Annotated in this window: 16 protein-coding genes; 10 read left to right on the top strand and 6 right to left on the bottom strand. The window is 63.9% G+C overall.

The window, feature by feature from the left end:
- Nucleotides 1-72: 72 nt before the first annotated feature.
- The 6 genes from cysK to ubiE form a co-directional block, all read right to left on the bottom strand.
- The gene (gene cysK, locus ACS5Q1_RS23455; protein WP_473100427.1) at nt 73-1,047 is read right to left on the bottom strand and encodes a cysteine synthase A; all 975 of its coding nucleotides are present in this window, start codon (nt 1,045-1,047) and stop codon (nt 73-75) included.
- A 74-nt stretch (nt 1,048-1,121) separates the two neighbouring features.
- The gene (locus ACS5Q1_RS23450) at nt 1,122-1,571 is read right to left on the bottom strand and encodes an RrF2 family transcriptional regulator (protein ID WP_473100426.1); all 450 of its coding nucleotides are present in this window, start codon (nt 1,569-1,571) and stop codon (nt 1,122-1,124) included.
- A 12-nt stretch (nt 1,572-1,583) separates the two neighbouring features.
- Nucleotides 1,584-2,039, bottom strand: a complete 456-nt coding sequence (gene dut, locus ACS5Q1_RS23445; RefSeq protein WP_473100425.1) for a dUTP diphosphatase — start codon at nt 2,037-2,039, stop codon at nt 1,584-1,586.
- Nucleotides 2,036-3,250: a bifunctional phosphopantothenoylcysteine decarboxylase/phosphopantothenate--cysteine ligase CoaBC gene (gene coaBC, locus ACS5Q1_RS23440; RefSeq protein WP_473100424.1), complete on the bottom strand. Its 1,215-nt coding sequence runs from the start codon at nt 3,248-3,250 to the stop codon at nt 2,036-2,038. Before coaBC ends, dut begins: the two co-directional genes overlap by 4 nt.
- Nucleotides 3,247-4,821, bottom strand: a complete 1,575-nt coding sequence (gene ubiB, locus ACS5Q1_RS23435) for a 2-polyprenylphenol 6-hydroxylase (RefSeq protein WP_473100423.1) — start codon at nt 4,819-4,821, stop codon at nt 3,247-3,249. The genes coaBC and ubiB overlap by 4 nt, the downstream gene beginning before the upstream one ends.
- A 3-nt stretch (nt 4,822-4,824) precedes the next feature.
- Nucleotides 4,825-5,574, bottom strand: a complete 750-nt coding sequence (gene ubiE / locus ACS5Q1_RS23430; RefSeq protein WP_473100467.1) for a bifunctional demethylmenaquinone methyltransferase/2-methoxy-6-polyprenyl-1,4-benzoquinol methylase UbiE — start codon at nt 5,572-5,574, stop codon at nt 4,825-4,827.
- Nucleotides 5,575-5,828: 254 nt separating this feature from the next.
- Between ubiE and mutM the strand changes: the two genes are divergently transcribed.
- The 10 genes from mutM to gyrB all read left to right on the top strand — a co-directional run bounded on the left by mutM (nt 5,829) and on the right by gyrB (nt 18,022).
- A complete protein-coding gene (gene mutM / locus ACS5Q1_RS23425; RefSeq protein ID WP_473100422.1) occupies nt 5,829-6,722 on the top strand; it encodes a bifunctional DNA-formamidopyrimidine glycosylase/DNA-(apurinic or apyrimidinic site) lyase in 894 nt (297 codons plus the stop codon).
- A 113-nt stretch (nt 6,723-6,835) separates the two neighbouring features.
- The gene (locus tag ACS5Q1_RS23420; protein ID WP_473100421.1) at nt 6,836-7,609 is read left to right on the top strand and encodes an enoyl-CoA hydratase; all 774 of its coding nucleotides are present in this window, start codon (nt 6,836-6,838) and stop codon (nt 7,607-7,609) included.
- A gap of 5 nt (nt 7,610-7,614) precedes the next feature.
- A complete protein-coding gene (locus ACS5Q1_RS23415) occupies nt 7,615-8,415 on the top strand; it encodes a TSUP family transporter (RefSeq protein WP_473100466.1) in 801 nt (266 codons plus the stop codon).
- Nucleotides 8,416-8,590: 175 nt separating this feature from the next.
- A complete protein-coding gene (gene rpsT, locus ACS5Q1_RS23410; RefSeq protein ID WP_203441700.1) occupies nt 8,591-8,857 on the top strand; it encodes a 30S ribosomal protein S20 in 267 nt (88 codons plus the stop codon).
- An 831-nt stretch (nt 8,858-9,688) separates the two neighbouring features.
- The gene (gene dnaA / locus ACS5Q1_RS23405; protein WP_473100465.1) at nt 9,689-11,140 is read left to right on the top strand and encodes a chromosomal replication initiator protein DnaA; all 1,452 of its coding nucleotides are present in this window, start codon (nt 9,689-9,691) and stop codon (nt 11,138-11,140) included.
- 135 nt (nt 11,141-11,275) lie between these two features.
- Nucleotides 11,276-12,394 (top strand): DNA polymerase III subunit beta, encoded by a 1,119-nt coding sequence (gene dnaN / locus ACS5Q1_RS23400; RefSeq protein ID WP_473100420.1) that lies wholly within the window; start codon nt 11,276-11,278, stop codon nt 12,392-12,394.
- 292 nt (nt 12,395-12,686) lie between these two features.
- The gene (recF, locus tag ACS5Q1_RS23395; RefSeq protein ID WP_473100419.1) at nt 12,687-13,868 is read left to right on the top strand and encodes a DNA replication/repair protein RecF; all 1,182 of its coding nucleotides are present in this window, start codon (nt 12,687-12,689) and stop codon (nt 13,866-13,868) included.
- Nucleotides 13,865-14,662, top strand: a complete 798-nt coding sequence (locus ACS5Q1_RS23390; protein ID WP_473100417.1) for a CPBP family glutamic-type intramembrane protease — start codon at nt 13,865-13,867, stop codon at nt 14,660-14,662. The genes recF and ACS5Q1_RS23390 overlap by 4 nt, the downstream gene beginning before the upstream one ends.
- Before the next feature lie 125 nt (nt 14,663-14,787).
- Nucleotides 14,788-15,402, top strand: coding sequence for a LysE family translocator (locus ACS5Q1_RS23385; protein WP_473100415.1), 615 nt, complete (start codon nt 14,788-14,790; stop codon nt 15,400-15,402).
- A gap of 196 nt (nt 15,403-15,598) precedes the next feature.
- Complete coding sequence (gene gyrB, locus ACS5Q1_RS23380) at nt 15,599-18,022, top strand: DNA topoisomerase (ATP-hydrolyzing) subunit B (protein WP_473100414.1); 2,424 nt, start codon at nt 15,599-15,601, stop codon at nt 18,020-18,022.
- Nucleotides 18,023-18,773 lie beyond the last annotated feature (751 nt).

The following is an 18,773-nucleotide window of genomic DNA, read 5'->3' as shown; positions in this document are numbered from 1 at the left end:
GGCCACGCTTGGAGCGCGCAAACAAAAAGGGCGGCCGTGAAGCCGCCCCTCGTTGATCGTGCGATGAGACGATCAGAGGCCTTCGAACAGAGCGCTCGAAATGTAGCGCTCGGCGAAGGAGGGCGCGACGGTGACGATACGCTTGCCTTTGAACTCGGGGCGCGCTGCCACTTCGAGTGCTGCCGCCACATTGGCGCCGGTCGAGATGCCGCCGGGAATGCCTTCGAGCTTGGCAAGCCTGCGCGCGGTGTCGAACGCTGTCTGGTTGCCGACCGTCACCACGTCGTCGATGAGCGCGCGGTCGAGCACATCCGGCACGAAGCCGGCCCCGATGCCCTGGATCTTGTGCGGACCTGGCTGGCCACCGGAAAGCACCGGGGAATCTTCCGGCTCCACGGCGATCACCTTCATGTTCGGCAGACGCGGCTTGATCACCTGGGCGACACCGGTGATCGTGCCGCCGGTGCCCACGCCTGCCACGAAAGCGTCTAACTGACCGTTGGTGTCGTTCCAGATCTCCTCGGCGGTCGTCTTGCGATGGATCTCCGGATTGGCCGGGTTCTTGAACTGCTGCGGGATGACCGAGTTCGGAATTTCGTTGAGAAGCTCCTCGGCCTTGGCGATGGAGCCCTTCATGCCCATGGGACCGGGGGTGAGAACGAGTTCTGCACCGAGATAGGCCAGCATCTTGCGCCGCTCGATCGACATGGTCTCGGGCATCACCAGGATCAGGCGATAGCCCCGCGCCGCCGCCACGAAGGCGAGCGCGATGCCGGTATTGCCCGAGGTCGGCTCGATCAGGGTCGTGTCGGCATTGATCCTGCCGGCGGCCTCCATCGCCTCGATCATGCTGACGCCGATGCGGTCCTTCACGCTTGAAATCGGGTTGAAGAACTCCAGCTTGACCAGGATTTCGGCGTCGATCCCACGCTCCTTGGGCAGCCGGTTCAGGCGCACGAGTGGGGTGCTGCCGATGGTTTCCGTGATGGAACCGTAGATGCGGCCGCGTCCGGGCTTGGCGTCCGACAGGTTGAGAGTGTCAGCCATGAATTTCCTCCTTCAAGAGGAAGGAAACTTAACCTTTCCCGCACGAAGTGTCGATATTTACCTAAATTCACATATCAAATCGTGAAATCGACAGTGGGCATGGTTTCGACAGCCGCTTCGTCCTGCGCCTTCTGGCACAGGTCCTCCACCGTCACCTTGTCGAGTTCGGCCAGGAACGCCTCGGTTCCATGCTGGACCAGGGGCGAAACGACGGCCTCGGCGAGACGCGATTCCGGCACCGGCGAGGAGCCGTCCTCCTCCAGGGCCGACATGGCGATGCGCACGATGTCGCCCGCCGTGATCCGCCGCCGTTCGCGGGCGAGCTCGTAGCCTCCGCGGGGGCCACGCACGCCCTTCAGGATGCCTTGGCGGACCAGGGCCTGCAGGACAGGTTCCAGATAGCGCGGGGGCAGATTGTGGCGGGCGGCAAGCGCCTTGGCCGAGACCGGCATGGGCCGGGCATGGAGCGCGATGTCGGTGACGGCAGCGATGGCGAGAAGCGAGCGGCGCGAGAGAAAGTTCATGCGAATGCTCCCTTATCCCAGCCCCGTCGATCCGAAACCGCCCGCGGCGCGGCCGGTCTCATCGACCTGTCCGACCTCAACGGGTTCTACCATGGTTACGGGTGCGATCACCATTTGAGCGATGCGCATGCCGCGAGCGATGGTGAAGGGCTCGGAGCCGAGATTGATGAGAAGCACCTGCACTTCGCCACGGTAATCCGCATCGATGGTGCCCGGGGCATTGAGCACGGTGACGCCATGTTTGAAGGCAAGTCCCGAGCGAGGCCGCACCTGCGCCTCGAAGCCGGGCTCGAGCTGGAACACGAGGCCGGTGGGAACGAGCACACGCTGCATCGGCAGAAGGATAATCGGCGCATCGGCCGGATTGGCCGCGACGAGATCCATTCCCGCCGCTCCGGACGTCTCGTAACGCGGCAAAGGCAGATCGGCAGCGTGGGCGAGGCGCTGGATGCGTAAGGAGCGGCTCATGGTTTTGCGCCTCCCGCCATCGCGCTCAGGCGCTCGACGAGCTTTTTCGCGACGTCGGTTTTCGACAGGGTTGGCCAGGTCTCCACGTTCGAGGCGGCAACGAGATGCACGGTGTTGCTGTCGCCGCCCATGACACCGCTTTCCGTCGACACGTCATTGGCGACGATGAGATCGCAGCCCTTCTTCGCGAGCTTCTGCTTGGCGTGCTCGATCACATGCTCGGTCTCAGCCGCGAAGCCCACCATGAGCGGCGGGCGTTTGCCGGTGCGGCGCGAGACGGTGGCGAGAATGTCGGGGTTTTCCGTGAGCGACAGGTTCGGCAGCGCACCGTCCTTCTTCTTGATCTTCTGCTCGCCGGCATTGGCCACACGCCAATCGGCAACGGCGGCTGCGAAGATGCCGATGTCAGCAGGCAGAGCGTTTTCCACGGCCTGCAGCATCTCGCGGGCGCTTTCCACATGCACTGTGGTGACCCCTGCCGGATCGGGCAGGGTCACCGGACCCGAGATCAGCGTCACACGCGCGCCAGCTTCGGCGGCGGCTTTCGCAATCGCATGACCTTGCTTACCGGAGGAACGGTTGGCGATGTAGCGCACCGGATCGATGGGCTCGTGCGTCGGACCGGACGTAACGATCACATGCCTGCCGGCGAGCGGTCCCGACGGCGCAAGCAGATGTTCGACCGCCGCCGCGATTTCCAGAGGCTCGGCCATGCGGCCGGGGCCGAACTCGGCCTCCGCCATGGCGCCTTCGTTGGGTCCGACCAGATGAACGCCATCGGCCTGCAGCGTCTCCAAGTTGCGTCGCGTTGCCGGATGAAGCCACATGCGCACATTCATGGCCGGCGCCATCAGGATCGGCAGCGTAGTGGCGAGCAGCACCGTCGAGGCGAGATCGTCCGCATGGCCGCCTGCCATCTTCGCCATCAGATTGGCAGTAGCAGGGGCGACGACCACGAGATCCGCATCACGGGCGAGCTTGATGTGCCCGATATCGGCCTCGTCCTCCCGGTCGAAGAGATCCGTATGCGAGCGCTGGCCTGTGAGTGCAGAGACGGCAAGCGGCGTGATGAACTGTTGCGCGCCAGCGGTGAGTACACATCGGACGGAAGCGCCGCGCTCGCGCAGGCGGCGAATGAGATCGAGCGACTTGTAGGCCGCAATACCGCCGCCGATGACGAGGAGGATGCGTTTGCCGGAAAGTGCCGTCATGCGAAGCCCCTGAACAGCATGATCATCAGCGAGGCGGCGATAATCCACAAGGCCGCCACACCCCAGCGGTTGCCCCGCGCCTCGGCCCGGCCGATGGCAGCAACGCTGTCCTGGTCGAGCGCCACGCCCTTGGCCGTCACGTCCTCGAGCTGATTGAGAACCCGCTCGGCGCGCAGCGCCAGCTCCGGCAGATCGCCAATGACGCCGGCGAGCGTCCACAAGCCCTTGCCGGCCTGCTCGACGCGGCCGAGGGGGCCGAGATTGCGCTCGATCCAGTCGCGCACCACGGGCTCGGACGTGGTCCACATGTCGAGCTTCGGATCGAGATTGCGGGCGACGCCCTCCACCACGACCATGGTCTTCTGCAGCATGACGAGCTCGATGCGGGTCGCCATGTCGAACAGGGCCGTGATCTCGAAGAGAAGCGTCAACAGCTTCGCCATCGAAATCTCGTCGGCGCGACGGTCGTGGATCGGCTCGCCGATGGCGCGGATCGCCTGTGCGAAATCCTCCACCGAATGGTGCGGCGGCACATAGCCGGCCTCGAAATGCACCTGCGCCACGCGCAGGTAATCGCGGCGGATGAAGCCCAGGAGAATTTCGGCGAGGAAGCGCCGCTCCTTCATGCCGAGCCGGCCCATGATGCCGAAATCGACGGCGACCAGACGGCCCTCCGCATCCACGAACAGATTGCCGGGATGCATGTCGGCGTGGAAATAGCCGTCGCGGATGGCATGGCGCAGGAAGGACTGGATCACCGCCCGCCCAAGCGCCACCCGGTCGAAGCCGGCCGCGTCGATGGCCGCCAGATCGTTGAGACGAATGCCCTCGATCCAGGTGGTGGTGAGCACGTCGCGGGCGGTGAGATCCCATTCGGGCTTCGGCACGCGGAAATCCGGATCGTCCTTCGTGTTCTCGGCCAGCTCCGACACGGCGGCGGCTTCGAGCCGCAGATCCATCTCGACGGCGACGGAGCGGGCCAACGCCTCCACGATCTCCAGCGGCTTGAGACGGCGCGCATCGGGAACCACGCGCTCGAAGAGACGGGCTGCAGCGCGCATGGCCTGGAGATCGCGGGCGAAGCCTTCGCGCACACCAGGCCGCACCACCTTCACGGCCACGATTTCCTCGCCCTCCGCGGTGCGGATGCGTGCCTTGTGCACCTGCGCGATGGAAGCAGCCGCAATCGGCTCGCTGAATTCGAGAAAGAGTTCGTCGATGGGACGACCCAGCGCAACCTCGACCATGCGCACCGCTTCCGCACGCGGGAAGGGCGGCATGCGATCCTGCAGGCGCTCCAGATCGCGCGCCGCCGCCACGCCGACGATGTCGGGACGGGTTGCGAGAAACTGGCCGAATTTCACATAAGAAGGCCCAAGCCGCGTCAGCGCCTTGGAGAGCCGCGCCGCGCCATCGCCGGCCTGCGGCCGCTCGATGAGCCGCGCGAGCTTCAGCCCCAAACGTGCGGCGGGCGGCAGGGCGCTGGGATCGACGAGCGCGAGCGCGCCTTCGCGGGCCAGGACGAAACCGGCGCGCAGGTTGCGGGTCAGATGAACGAGACTGCCGATCACGCTTTAGATCTTCCAGCCTGAGTGAATGGCGACCACACCGGCCGTGAGCGTCCGGTGCGTCACACGCTTGAAGCCGGCCTCCTCGATCATGCGCGCAAAGGCGGCGGGCGGCGGGAAGCGTCGGATCGACTCCACCAGATACTGGTAGGATTCCGCATCGCCCGTCACCATGCCCCCGAGCTTCGGGATGACGTTGAAGGAATAAGCGTCGTAGATCTTGTCGAGGACCGGCACGTCGACCTTCGAGAATTCGAGGCAGAGGAAGCGTCCGCCGGGTTTGAGCACCCGGTGCGCCTCGCGCAAAGCCGCATCGATGCGCGGCACGTTCCGGATGCCGAAGGCGATGGTATAGGCGTCGTAGGTCTTGGATTCGAGCGGCGGTTCCTCGGCATTGGCCTCGACGAAATCGATGCGGCCCTCATAACGGTGGCCGGCCCGCTCGGCGCCGACTTTGAGCATCTCGCCGTTGATGTCGAGCACGGTCACGTGGGTCTGCGGGCCGCTCTCGTCCAGGATGCGGAAGGCAACGTCGCCGGTGCCGCCAGCCACGTCAAGATGGCGGAACGGCCGGTCGCGGGGTGGACGCAGCGTCGAGACGAGGGCGTCCTTCCAGAGGCGGTGGAGGCCGGCCGACATGAGGTCGTTCATGACGTCATAGCGGCTCGCCACCGAGCGGAAGACCTCGTTGACCTTGCCCTGCTTCTCGCCGAGCGGCACGGACTGGAACCCGAAATGGGTGTTCTCGTCGGTCATGATCGTCACCAAAGCTCTCGTCACCTGGAGCATCGGACCCAAAAGTGGACTTGCACTTTTCGGATCCATCCGATGCTCGACCCTTTGAAGGGCGCATCGTTGGTGCGGACCCAGAGGTTCGCGTCAGCGACCCGAAGGGCCACGTCAGTGAAAACCGGATCCACTTCTCCGCACGATGCGCTAGTGTCGCGATCCATAGCGGAAGCGGGACCGGATGGCTATGTAAGAGGTCTCAAGAAGCCGAGAGATGGTTGATGCCTGAACTGCCCGAAGTCGAAACCGTGCGCCGTGGCCTGGAGCCCACCATGGTCGGCGCCCGCTTCACCAAGATCGCCCAGCGCCGGCCCGACCTGCGCTTTCCCTTTCCGGAGCGGTTTCCCGAGCGCCTGGAAGGCCAGGAAATCAAGGCTTTGGGACGCCGGGCCAAGTACCTCCTCGCCGATCTTGCCTCCGGTGAGGTGCTCGTCATGCACCTAGGCATGTCGGGGCGCTTTCTCGTGACCCAGGGCGGCGCCACCCGGATGCCGGGCGAGTTCCATCACGAGCATGGCGGCCTGGGGGCTCACGACCACGTGGTGTTCCAGCTCTCCAACGGGGCGACTGTCACTTATAACGATACCCGCCGCTTCGGTTTCATGGATCTGGTGCCCCGGTCCGCTATCGAGACCTCGAAGCATTTCGCCGGCATGGGCATCGAGCCTCTCGGCAACGAGCTCTCGGGCGAGACCATCGCCCGGCTTTTCGAAGGCAAGCGCACGCCCCTGAAGGCAGCGCTCCTCGACCAGCGTCTGATCGCGGGTCTCGGCAATATCTATGTCTGCGAAGCCCTGTTCCGCACCGGCCTTCATCCGGAGGCCCCGGCCGGTTCGCTCGTCACGAAGAAGGGAAAGCCGACGGAGAAGGCCCACCACTTGGCCGATGTCATCCGGGACGTGCTTGGCGAAGCCGTCGAGGCCGGCGGCTCGACCTTGCGCGATCACGCGCAGGTCGACGGCTCCCTCGGCTATTTCCAGCACTCGTTCCAGGTCTACGACCGGGAGGGCGAGACCTGCGTGACCCCTCAATGCACGGGAACAGTGACGCGGCTCGTGCAGTCAGGTCGCTCGACCTTCTATTGCCCGGTCTGCCAGAAGCGATCGCGCGCCTGAAAACGGAATGGCATCCCTGCCGAAAGGTGGAGGTAGGGCTTCCGGATTTGCTCTTGCCGCATCGTCCGCCCTCGCCTACCGGTGTCTCATCTGAGCGATGAGGAGATGCCGGCATGGCTTTTGAGACGATTCTCGTTGAGACGCGTGGCAAGGTGGGGCTGATCACCCTCAACCGGCCCCAGGCCCTGAACGCCCTCAATACGGCACTGCTGAACGAGGTGAACCAGGCGCTCGATGCCTTCGAGGCGGATCAGACTATCGGCTGCATCGTCATCACCGGCTCGGAAAAGGCCTTTGCGGCCGGCGCCGACATCAAGGAGATGTCGGAACTCACCTATCCGCACACCTACATGGCCGATTTCTTCTCCGGCTGGGAGAAGGTGTCGGGACGGCGCAAGCCGATGATCGCCGCGGTGGCAGGCTTTGCGCTCGGCGGCGGCTGCGAGTTCGCCATGATGTGCGATTTCATCATCGCGGCCGACAACGCCAAGTTCGGCCAGCCCGAGATCAAGCTCGGCGTCATGCCGGGCATGGGCGGCACGCAGCGTCTCACGCGCCTCATCGGCAAGGCCAAGGCCATGGAGATGTGCCTGACCGGCCGCATGATGGGGGCCGAGGAGGCCGAGCGCTCCGGTCTCGTCGCCCGGGTGGTGCCGCTCGCCGATCTCCTCGGCGAGACCATGAAGACGGCCGAGACCATCGCGTCCATGTCGCTGCCCATCGCCATGATGACGAAGGAAACCATCAACCGCGCCGACGAGGTTTCTCTCGCCGAGGGCATCCGCTTCGAGCGGCGCCTGTTCCACGCCATGTTCGCCACCGCCGACCAGAAGGAGGGCATGGCGGCCTTCGTGGCCAAGCGCCCGGCCGAGTTCAAGAACCAGTAAACGTGATCGATATCGGCTTCGACATGATCGCGGCATTGGCCGCGATCTCCTTTCTTGCGGGCTTCGTGGATTCCATTGCCGGCGGCGGCGGGCTTCTGACCGTGCCCGCCCTCCTGCTCGCCGGTCTCGATCCGGCCCAGGCGATTGCCACCAACAAGGTGCAGGGCTCGGTCGCGGCGGCGTCTGCCACCTACACCTTCGGCCGCAAGGGACTGATCGAGTGGAAGAAGGCCTGGGGCTTCACCCTGACGGCCTTCGTGAGCAGCATCGCGGGAGCACTCTGCGTGCAGTTCCTGCCCCGCTCCGTGCTTGAGGTGCTGATCCCCCTGCTGCTCATCGCGATGGCGATCTATTTCGCCCTCTCGCGCAAGATGAAGGACGAGGATGCGCATGCCCGGATGACGGCTCTCGCCTTCGGCCTCACGGCGCCGGTCGCCATCGGCTTCTACGACGGCATCTTCGGGCCAGGTGCGGGCTCCTTCTATATGCTCGCCTTCGTGACCCTCCTCGGCTACGGGGTGGTCAAGGCGACCGCTCATACCAAGCTTGTCAATTTCGCGAGCAATTTCGGCAGTCTTCTTCTCTACGCCTCAACCGGTGCGGTGGTCTGGCCAATCGGGCTCGTGATGGCCGGAGCCTTCTTTCTCGGGGCCCAGGCCGGATCGCGGCTTGCCATGCAGCTGGGCTCCCGGATCATCCGCCCGCTCCTGGTTCTGGTGTCGAGCCTCATGGCGCTCCGGCTTCTTCTCGACCCGGCCAACCCGTGGCGTCAGGCCCTGCAGAAGATCTCCCTGGCGCTTTTTTGACGCGCAAAGGCCCACAGACGTTGACGTTCGCAGGCATCGCGTCTATAAGCCGCCTCACATGAGCCCGCGCGTCCCGCGGGCTCTTCGGTTTCCATGCAATCAACCGATCGCTGCCGGAGCTCGCGAAGGGCTCGAGCTTGGCGCATCGGGATTTTGAAAAGAACGAGGATGGGCCATGGCCAACACCGTGTCCGCCAAGAAGATGACCCGCAAGATCGCGAAGCGCACCGCGATCAACAAGTCGCGTCGCAGCCGGATGCGGACCTTCGTCCGCAAGGTTGAAGAGGCGATCGCGGCTGGCAACCAGAATGAGGCTGCGGCCGCTCTGCGCGCCGCCGAGCCTGAGATGATGCGCGCTGCCCAGAAGGGCATCGTGCATAAGAACACCGCGTCGCGGAAGGTCTCGCGCCTCGCGAGCCGCATCAAGACGCTGAGCGCTTAAAAGCAGCCTCCATAGCTGTCTTTTCATCGTCGATCAGACCCGGCCTCGCGGCCGGGTTTTTTCGTCTCTGAAGGTCGGATTCAGCCCCTGAATTTTATCCACACGGGAGCTTGACTTTATCCCCGACTGACCGGGTGAACGCTCCACAGCCCGGATTCAAACCGCACATAAAACACTTAGCTTCTTCAACAGCTTAGCAGGCAAAGCATCGCGAAGCATCAGAATCACCTCCGGAGTCGGGGCGAATCGGTTCTGAATCAGGGTTACGGAAAGACTCTTTTTTCAGGCCTGCGGACAGGCTGTGATGGAACAGTGAATCGGTTGAAGAGTCAGGACTTTAATGCCGAGATTCAAAACCTGTGGACGAGCCTGTGAACCCGATAAAGGGCTTGCACGCAGTTGTGACTCGACTCGGCCGTATTGCACGCCGTCCCGCACCCTGTGTAAGGTCAATTTGCTTCAACGGCTCGCCGTGAAGTCATTCACTCAAATCTAGAACTAAAGACACCATGTGCGGGGATCAGTCGTTGTTTCATTCTCTCAAGAAGCAAGCGAAGACTCGTCCTTTACCGAGGGGTAAACTCGATAGACCTTGAGTGAAGACAAAGGAGACGGCAGTCAGTGATCGTCTCCACTTAAAAGCGTTCAGATAATCTTTAGTACAATTGGGGGCGCCACGTTTTGAATAACCTGTGAGGCCTTTGTGTCTTGGTGTTCAAAACGGGTCATGCGTGGGGGTTTCCGACCTTAAAGGAGGCGGGACCTCGTGGAGGGACATTGATGTATCGCAGCGAAGATCACCGCACCTTTGCCGCTCCGAGCGAGAACGGCATGGAGGCTCCGGGCGAACAAACGGCATCGGATGTATGGGCGCGGGTCAAGCGCCGTCTCCGGGCCGAGCTGGGGGAGGACATCTTCGCGAGCTGGTTCGGCCGCCTGGAACTGGATTCGGTGATCGAGGGCTGCGCCTATCTCACCGTTCCCACCCGCTTCCTGAAGAGCTGGATCGAATCCCATTATGCCGACCGGGTATTGGCGATTTACCGCTCCGAGTCCGGCGATGTGGAGCGCGTCTCCATCGGTGTGCGCAACACGCTTGGGCGTGATCCTGCAGCCCAGCGCCGGGTGAGCGAAGCGCCCCGTCCGGCACCGGCCGCATCCATGGCCCTCCCGAGCAATCCGGGAGAGTTCAAGACTCCTTCCATCGCAGCGCCCCAGGAGGAGCGCGGCGAGAACGGCGATCTCGGCGGCGCGCCGCTCGATTCCCGCCTCACCTTCGAGAGCTTCATCGTCGGACGCTCCAATGCGCTCGCCCATGCGGCAGCGGACCGGGTCGCCCACGCACAGAACGGTCAGGCGATCTACAACCCGCTTTATCTCCATGCGGGCGTGGGTCTCGGCAAGACGCATCTTCTCCATGCCATCGGCCATGAGGTGCGCGCGCAGGGCCGTCGCGTCATTTATCTTACGGCCGACCGCTTCATGTACGGTTTCGTCGCGTCCCTGAAGGCGCAGACATCGCTCGCCTTCAAGGAACGCCTGCGCGGTATCGACCTGCTCATCATCGACGACGTGCAGTTCATCCAGGGCAAGCAGATCCAGCAGGAATTCGGCCATACGCTCAACGCCCTCATCGATGCGGGCCGCCAGATCGTGATCGCCGCGGATCGTCCGCCGGCCGATCTGGAAAATCTCGACGAGCGTGTGCGCTCGCGCCTTGCCGGCGGTCTCGTGGTCGAGGTCAGCGCTCTCGACGAAGCACTGCGCACCTCGATCCTGACCACCCGCATCGAAGCGCTGAAGACGATCCATCCCACCTTCGATGTCGGCCCAAGCGTGATTGCCTATGTGGCCCGGGCGATCACCGCCAACGGGCGCGATCTCGAAGGTGCCGTGAACCGCCTGCTCGCCCATGCGACACTCACCGGTTCCGCCATCACCCTGGAAACCGCCGAGACGGCGATCCGCGATCTCGTGCGCAACCGCGAGCCCAAGCGGGTGAAGATCGAGGACATCCAGAAGCTGGTCGCCTCGCGCTACAACGTCTCCCGTTCCGACATCCTTTCGGAGCGCCGCACCGCCGCCGTGGTCCGCCCGCGCCAGATCGCCATGTACCTGTCCAAGGTGCTCACCCTTCGCTCCCTGCCGGAAATCGGCCGCCGCTTCGGCGGACGCGACCACACCACGGTGCTCCACGCGGTGCGCAAGATCGAGAAGGCCTTGGGCGAGGATCACGCCCTCTCCGACGAGGTCGAACTCCTCAAGCGGATGCTGCAGGAGTAAGCCTTCCGGGCCGGGACACCCCCGGCCTTGCTTTCTCGGGCGACAAAAGCCAACATTGCTGCCCTGCTTGTCCCGCTCGAGGCCAGTCCTTCGCGGGATTGGGCCAAGAATTTCACCGAAACCAGGTGCTAGGTTATGAGAGTTACCGTTGAGCGCGCCGCTCTGCTGAAGGCGCTGGGGCATGTGCACCGCGTCGTCGAGCGCCGCAACACCATTCCGATCCTGTCGAATGTCCTGCTGCGCGCGGATGAGGGATCGCTTCGCCTCAAGGCCACCGACCTCGATATCGAGGTGACGGAGACGATCCCCGCCGAGATCACCGAAGCCGGCTCGACCACGGTTCCGGCCTACATGATCTACGACATCGTGCGCAAGCTCGCGGACGGCGCGCAGGTCTCGCTCGAAATGACCGCCGATATGGGCCAGATGCAGATCCGCTCCGGGCGCTCGCGCTTCATGCTGCAGGCCCTGCCGGAAAGCGACTTCCCGGATCTCGCTGCCGGCGACCTGCCGCACCGCTTCACGCTGGCCGCAAGCGATCTCAAGCGCCTGATCGAGAAGACGCAGTTCGCGATCTCGACGGAAGAGACACGCTACTATCTCAACGGCATCTATCTCCACACGATCGATGCGGGCGGCTCTGTCGTCATGCGCGCGGTTGCCACCGACGGCCACCGTCTCGCCCGGGTTGAGATCCCGGCACCGAACGGTTCGGAAGGCATGCCCGGCGTGATCGTGCCGCGCAAGGCCGTGGCCGAGATCGTTAAGCTCGTCGAGGACGGCTCCGAGAACGTCACCGTCGAACTCTCCTCCGCCAAGGTGCGGCTGACCTTTGACGGCGTGGTGCTGACCTCGAAGCTCATCGACGGCACCTTCCCCGATTACCAGCGCGTCATTCCGGCCGGGAACGACAAGGTTCTGGTGGTCGAGCGCAGCGATTTCTCCAAGGCCGTGGATCGCGTCTCCACCATCTCGTCCGAGCGTGGTCGTGCGGTGAAACTGGCGCTCAACGATGGCCGCCTGACGCTCACCGTCAACAATCCGGATTCGGGCAGCGCGACGGAAGAGATCGAGGTCGATTACGATGCGACGCCGATCGATATCGGCTTCAACGCCCGCTATCTCCTCGACATCACCGCCCAGCTCGACGGCGACACCGCCCTGTTCAAGCTCGCCGATCCCGGCTCCCCCACCATCGTCCAGGACCGCGAAGGCGCCTCCGCGCTTTACGTCCTGATGCCGATGCGGGTGTGAGCCACTTCAGTGTCGGTCATCCCGGACGGCGCGCCGCGACGATCCGGGATCGCAAGACCAGTAAAGCACTGTCATTCCGGGGCCGCGCAGCGGAACCCGGAATCCATAATCACGACCTATGACCAGTCCGGCATCCTCAGCGGTTATGGATCCCCGCCTTCGCGGGGATGACAGTCGAGGTTCAGCGTTACTTTCTGCCTGAAATCCCGGGCTCTGCTACATGGCCCTGGGATACACCACGGTTAATGCCAACGCTTGATCTTTCGCGCCTGCTCCTCAATGAAGGAGCCGCATGTCCTTCTCGCCTGTTGCCGCTTCCCGAATCGCCCGTTTGATCCTTCAGGATTTCCGCACCTATGCGAGCCTGGACCTCGCCGTCTCGCGCCCGCTCGTGGCGCTCGTAGGCGAGAACGGGGCCGGCAAGACCAATGTGCTGGAGGCGATCTCGCTCTTCATGCCCGGTCGGGGCTTGAGACGCGCGGAATTGGCCGAGATGGCGCGCAACGAGGGGCCGGGCTCCTTTGCCATTTCCGTGACGCTCGATGCTCCTTACGGCGAGCATCGCCTTGGCACCGGAATCGAGCATCAGAATGAAGGCGCCCGCGCCTCGCGGGAAGGGTCCCGTGCCTCACGGGTCTGCCGCATCGACGGCATGTCCGCTTCCTCGCCGACCGCCTTTGCTGAGTACCTGCGCATCGTCTGGCTCACGCCTGATCTCGACGCATTATTTCGTGGGCCCGCCGGCGACCGGCGACGCTTTCTCGACCGTCTCGTGCTCGCGGTCGATGCGGAGCACGGCACGCGGGTGAATGCGCTGGAGCGGGCGCTGCGCTCGCGCAACCGCGTGCTGGAGGAAAACCCGGACGACCGCCTGTGGCTCGATGCGCTCGAGCGCGAGGTGGCGGAACTTGCCATCGCGGTCGCTGCCGCGCGGCGCGAGACCGTGGAGCGGCTCGCTTCCCTCATCCTAGAAACCCGCGAGGAGGAATCCCCCTTCCCCTTCGCCACGATGGGTCTGGAAGGCGATCTCGACATGCTGGTGGCAACTCTGCCCGCCGTCGATGCGGAGGACCGCTACCGCGCCATCCTGCGCGACTACCGCGCCCGCGACCGGGCGGCCGGACGCACCCTCGTCGGCCCCCAGGCATCCGACCTTCTCGTGCGCCATGGCCCCAAGGACATCCCGGCCAACACGGCCTCCACCGGCGAGCAGAAGGCGCTGCTGATCGGTCTCGTGCTCGCCCATGCGCGGCTCGTCGCCAGCATGAGCGGCATTGCCCCCTTCGTGCTCCTCGATGAGGTCGCCGCCCATCTCGATCCCCGCCGCCGCGCCGGCCTGTATGACGCGCTGGAAACGCTCGGCGGTCAGGTCTGGATGACCGGGGCGGATCCGGGCCTCTTTGCCGAGTTGCAAGGTCGGGCGGACGTGCTCCAGGTGCTGCCGGGACAGATTGAGCCGCTCACGACGCCATGACCTTCTCGACGCGCTTCCTGAAACCTTTCTTTGCCCTCAGCGGCCTCGGACTCCTTGGCATCCTGTCGCTCGTACCGCTCATCGAGGCCACCATCGAGCAGGCCAGCCGGCTGCCTGGCGCGCCACCGCTGTCGGACGCCGTCTTCGCCCTTCTCATCCTCGGTCAGCCGACCCTGCTTCTGCTCGTCGCCGTTGCCTTGGGCGTTGGGCTTACCGAGAAGGCGGACCTGACTTCCCTGATCCTGCGCCTCCTGCGGGGACAGGCGGTCAAGCGTGGCAAGGCAGGCTGGGGATCCACACTCCTCCTGGCCTTCATCTTCGCGTCCGCCGTCGCAGCCGCTGACCTCGCCCTCCGGCAAGTTGTCCCGGGGGCCTTCGATCGTGTGCCCCGGCTGGATGACGTCACGCTTGCCGGACGTCTGCTCGGTCTTCTCTATGGCGGCATCACGGAAGAGCTGATGCTGCGCTTCGGTCTGACGACGCTCCTGCTCTGGCTCGGCTTGCGCCTGACCCGAGGCCGGGGGCGGGCTGTTCTGGTCTGGATCGCCGTGGGGCTCGCAGCCCTGGCCTTTGCGGCAGGCCATCTCGGCGCGTTGGCCGGGATGCAGCAGATGGACAATCAGGTTTTGGTCGCCCGGACCCTGGTCCTCAACTTTGTCCTGGGCCTGCTGTTCGGCTGGCTCTATGCCTCCCGCAGCCTGGAACATGCGATGCTGGCTCATGGCGTAACCCATGTCACCTTCTGGGTCGTGACGCCTCTTCTCGTGCTGCTCGTCCAAAGTTTCGCAGCGTGAAAGCCCGGCCGTTCGTATTTGCCCGTAGGCCAGCACTCGTGATGAAATTCATCACAACTCCTTGATGGTTTGGAAAGCCGCTTCGCCTTATGCTGGCGGGCAGTGCTGTCTTCCGGTTGAAAGCCATGGATCTCGCAGGCCTGCTGCTCTTTTCCTCCGCCCTTTTCATCGCCGCCGCCGCGCCGGGTCCCGGCATCGCCGCCATCGTGGCGCGGGTGCTGGGGCGCGGGCCCAAGGAGGCCATCGCGTTCAGCATCGGCGTGGCGCTCGGTGACGTGGTCTGGCTGACCTTCGCGATCCTCGGCCTCGCCGCCCTTGCCCAGGCCTTCCACGAGGTGTTCCTGGTCATCAAATATGCCGGTGCGGCCTATCTTCTGTATATCGCCTACAAGATCTGGACGGCACCCGCACTGGCGAAGGACGTGAAGGCGGACAGACGAGCCGAGCATCCGGCCAAGCTTCTGCTCGGCGGGCTCGCCCTCACCCTGGGCAACCCGAAGACCATCGTCTTCTACCTCGCCCTCCTGCCGACCATCCTCGACCTCACCCGGATCACGGTGCTGGGCTATGCGGAGCTGGTGGCGGCGACCCTGGTCGTGCTGGGGGTGGTCTTCGCCGGTTATATCGTGCTCGCCGCCCGCGCCCGGCAGCTGTTCACGACCCCGAAGGCGATCCGGATCCTCAACCGCACCACGGGCGCTCTGCTGGCCGGTGCGGCAGCGGCCGTAGCGTCACGTTGAGGCCTTGGCCTCCTGAGGCAAAGAACCGCCCCTTAAAGGCTCCGATTCGGCAGTTTTTGGTGGATTTTTCCGCCCCTTTCCACGCGCGCGTATACGCGCGGGGGTGAAATTTCAACCATTCGTCACTAAATATCTGATCTGACGAATCAAAACCCTGGCGCGCCTGTTCCTTTCCGCGCGTCTTGAAGGATCCCAAATGGCCGAACCTGCTATCAACGTGAATGCCGACGCCTATGGCGCGGAATCGATCAAGGTGCTCAAGGGCCTTGATGCGGTACGCAAGCGGCCGGGCATGTATATCGGCGATACCGATGACGGCTCGGGCCTGCACCACATGGTCTACGAGGTGGTGGACAACGCCATCGACGAGGCGCTCGCCGGTCACGCAACGGAAGTCACCGTCACGCTCAACGCGGACGGCTCGGTGACCGTCACCGATAACGGCCGCGGCATTCCCACCGACATCCACCCGGGCGAAGGCGTCTCGGCCGCCGAGGTCATCATGACCCAGCTGCACGCGGGCGGTAAGTTCGACCAGAATTCCTACAAGGTCTCCGGCGGCCTGCACGGCGTGGGCGTCTCCGTGGTGAACGCGCTCTCCACCTCGCTGAAACTCCGCATCTATCGCAGCGGCAAGGAACACTTCATGGAGTTCCACCACGGCGATGCGGTGGCCCCGCTCGCCATCGTGGGCGATGCGCCGGATAAGCGCGGCACGGAAGTGACCTTCACGCCTTCGCCTCAAACCTTCACCATGGTGGAGTTCGATTACGCGACGCTGGAGCATCGCCTGCGCGAGCTCGCGTTCCTGAACTCGGGCGTGCGCATCATCCTCACCGACAAGCGACATGCGGAACACAAGCGCGAGGAGCTGATGTATGAGGGCGGCGTCGAGGCCTTCGTGCGCTACCTCGACCGCGCCAAGACCCCGCTGATCCAGCAGCCCGTGATGATTCGTTCCGAGAAGGACAGCATCGGCGTCGAGGTCGCTCTGTGGTGGAACGACTCGTACCACGAGAACGTGCTCTGCTTCACCAACAACATCCCGCAGCGCGACGGCGGCACGCACCTCGCGGGCTTCCGCGCGGCGCTGACGCGTCAGGTGAACGGCTATGCCGAATCCTCCGGCCTCACGAAGAAGGAAAAGGTTTCGCTTACCGGCGACGATTGCCGCGAGGGCCTGACCGCCGTCGTGTCCGTGAAAGTGCCCGATCCGAAATTCTCGTCGCAGACGAAGGACAAGCTCGTCTCATCCGAAGTACGCCCCGCCGTCGAGAACGTGATGAACGAGGCTCTCAACAACTGGCTCGAGGAGCATCCGCAGGAAGCCCGCACCCTCGTCGGCAAGGTGGTGGAAGCCGCCGCCGCCCGCGAGGCCGCCCGCAAGGCGCGCGAGCTCACGCGCCGTAAAGGAGCGCTCGACATCGCGTCCCTTCCCGGCAAGCTCGCCGATTGTCAGGAGCGCGATCCTTCGAAATGCGAATTGCTGCTCGTCGAGGGCGATTCCGCCGGCGGCTCCGCCAAGCAGGGCCGCGACCGCGCCTTCCAGGCGGTTCTGCCGCTGCGCGGCAAGATCCTGAACGTCGAGCGCGCGCGCTTCGACAAGATGCTGTCGAGCCAAGAAATCGGCACGCTGATCACCGCGCTCGGCACCGGCATCGGTCGCGAGGAGTTCAACCTCGACAAGCTGCGCTACCACCGCATCATCATCATGACGGACGCGGACGTGGACGGCTCGCACATCCGCACGCTGCTGCTCACCTTCTTCTTCCGGCAGATGCCGGAGCTGATCGAGCGCGGGCACCTCTACATCGCGCAGCCGCCGCTCTACAAGGCGACCCGCGGCAAGTCCTCGATCTACCTGAAGGACGAGCGCGCGCTGGAAGATTACCTCATCGGCGAAGGCATCGAGTCCGCTGCGCTGCAGCTCGAAACTGGTCTGTCGTTCCAGGGCGATCAGCTCAAAGGCCTGATCGACGAGGCTCGTCTCGTGCGCCAGGTGCTGAACAGCCTGCACACGCGCTATGACCGCAAGGTGGTGGAGCAGGCGGCGATTGCCGGTGCGCTGCGTCCCGATGTGGTGGAGGATCCCCAGAAGGGTCCTGCGGCTGCGGCCTATATAGCCCAGCGTCTCGATGCGATTTCCGAAGAACTCGAGCGCGGATGGACCGGCGAGGTCCGCGAGGGCGGCTATGTCTTCTCGCGCACCGTGCGCGGCGTGACGCAGACCGCGACCCTCGATCAGGCGCTCATCGCAAGCCAGGAAGCGAAGAAGCTCGACGAACGCGCCAGCACACTTGACGTCTACGCGAAGCCTGCAAAGCTCGTGCGCAAGAACGACGAGATGCAGATCGACGGTCCGCTCTCCCTGTTCCAGTCGGTGTTGTCCACCGGACGCAAGGGCCTGCAGCTCCAGCGCTACAAGGGCCTCGGCGAGATGACCGCGCAGCAACTCTGGGAGACGACGCTCAACCGCGACGTGCGCTCGCTCCTGCAGGTGAAGGTGAAGGACACCACCGACGCCGACGACCTCTTCGTCAAGCTCATGGGCGACGTGGTGGAGCCCCGCCGTGAGTTCATTCAGGAAAACGCCCTCTCGGTGGCGAACCTGGACGTCTGATTTGTTGTGTCCCAACAAGCATATAGACCCTAAAAACAGGCATATAGACTGCTTTCGACAGGCAATTAGACTGACTTTTTGCATTTTTTGGCCCCACAGCTCACCCCTGTGGGGCCTTTTCCGTTGTTGGCGTGCCCCTCAAGAGCTGGTGTGATAGGCGACGTGGTTGAGCCAGATCGTGAGTTTATCTGTGCCAATGGTCTTTCATTTGCCTGAAAGGAGCGCGTTGGCGGGCTGGATGGACAGTCGCTCAAATAGTGCGAAACATTCCACCAAATCCAATCTGGGCCTCACAGCCTCTGCTGTGGGGCCTTTCCATTGATGGATAACCGTCACAAGGACGGGTTAATGGGCGCTGTCATAAAGCCTGATCGCGAGTTAATCCCGGAGACACGCACTCACTGGCGAAGCAGTAGGCAGGCGGCTTCGCTCATTCAGCTTGTTGGCGACAATTGCATGTGTTGGCAGGCGCTATGATTGTACCGTGGGATCAATGTGCAGACCTCAAAGCGTGAAGACGGACCTGCGAGACGGACTCCACCGACAACCCGATCCGCCACGAGCTGGTTTTCTAAACGAAAGGGCATAAGAATATAGAATTGGCCGTGCGTGGTTTCGCCCAGCTACGCAGTTGCGGACTGAACTGATGCTGTTTTCGGGAGGCCGCATCATGCACCGAAGCCTGCGCCCCTCAGTTCTGATCTCACCTGGCCTGATCGTGGATCAGATCCACGCTGATCCACAGCAAGTG

Source organism: Microvirga sp. GN3 (genome assembly GCF_055792825.1).
Note: the sequence above shows the minus strand (reverse complement) of the source record. Positions and strands in the feature narration are given on the sequence as shown.

What these genes read in the sequence shown, in the direction of transcription:
- cysK (WP_473100427.1), bottom strand. Translation starts at nt 1,047, where the DNA reads ATGGCTGACACTCTCAACCTGTCGGACGCCAAGCCCGGACGCGGCCGC.
- ACS5Q1_RS23450 (WP_473100426.1), bottom strand. Translation starts at nt 1,571, where the DNA reads ATGAACTTTCTCTCGCGCCGCTCGCTTCTCGCCATCGCTGCCGTCACC.
- dut (WP_473100425.1), bottom strand. Translation starts at nt 2,039, where the DNA reads ATGAGCCGCTCCTTACGCATCCAGCGCCTCGCCCACGCTGCCGATCTG.
- coaBC (WP_473100424.1), bottom strand. Translation starts at nt 3,250, where the DNA reads ATGACGGCACTTTCCGGCAAACGCATCCTCCTCGTCATCGGCGGCGGT.
- ubiE (WP_473100467.1), bottom strand. Translation starts at nt 5,574, where the DNA reads ATGACCGACGAGAACACCCATTTCGGGTTCCAGTCCGTGCCGCTCGGC.
- mutM (WP_473100422.1), top strand. Translation starts at nt 5,829, where the DNA reads ATGCCTGAACTGCCCGAAGTCGAAACCGTGCGCCGTGGCCTGGAGCCC.
- ACS5Q1_RS23420 (WP_473100421.1), top strand. Translation starts at nt 6,836, where the DNA reads ATGGCTTTTGAGACGATTCTCGTTGAGACGCGTGGCAAGGTGGGGCTG.
- rpsT (WP_203441700.1), top strand. Translation starts at nt 8,591, where the DNA reads ATGGCCAACACCGTGTCCGCCAAGAAGATGACCCGCAAGATCGCGAAG.
- dnaA (WP_473100465.1), top strand. Translation starts at nt 9,689, where the DNA reads ATGGAGGCTCCGGGCGAACAAACGGCATCGGATGTATGGGCGCGGGTC.
- dnaN (WP_473100420.1), top strand. Translation starts at nt 11,276, where the DNA reads ATGAGAGTTACCGTTGAGCGCGCCGCTCTGCTGAAGGCGCTGGGGCAT.
- recF (WP_473100419.1), top strand. Translation starts at nt 12,687, where the DNA reads ATGTCCTTCTCGCCTGTTGCCGCTTCCCGAATCGCCCGTTTGATCCTT.
- ACS5Q1_RS23390 (WP_473100417.1), top strand. Translation starts at nt 13,865, where the DNA reads ATGACCTTCTCGACGCGCTTCCTGAAACCTTTCTTTGCCCTCAGCGGC.
- ACS5Q1_RS23385 (WP_473100415.1), top strand. Translation starts at nt 14,788, where the DNA reads ATGGATCTCGCAGGCCTGCTGCTCTTTTCCTCCGCCCTTTTCATCGCC.
- gyrB (WP_473100414.1), top strand. Translation starts at nt 15,599, where the DNA reads ATGGCCGAACCTGCTATCAACGTGAATGCCGACGCCTATGGCGCGGAA.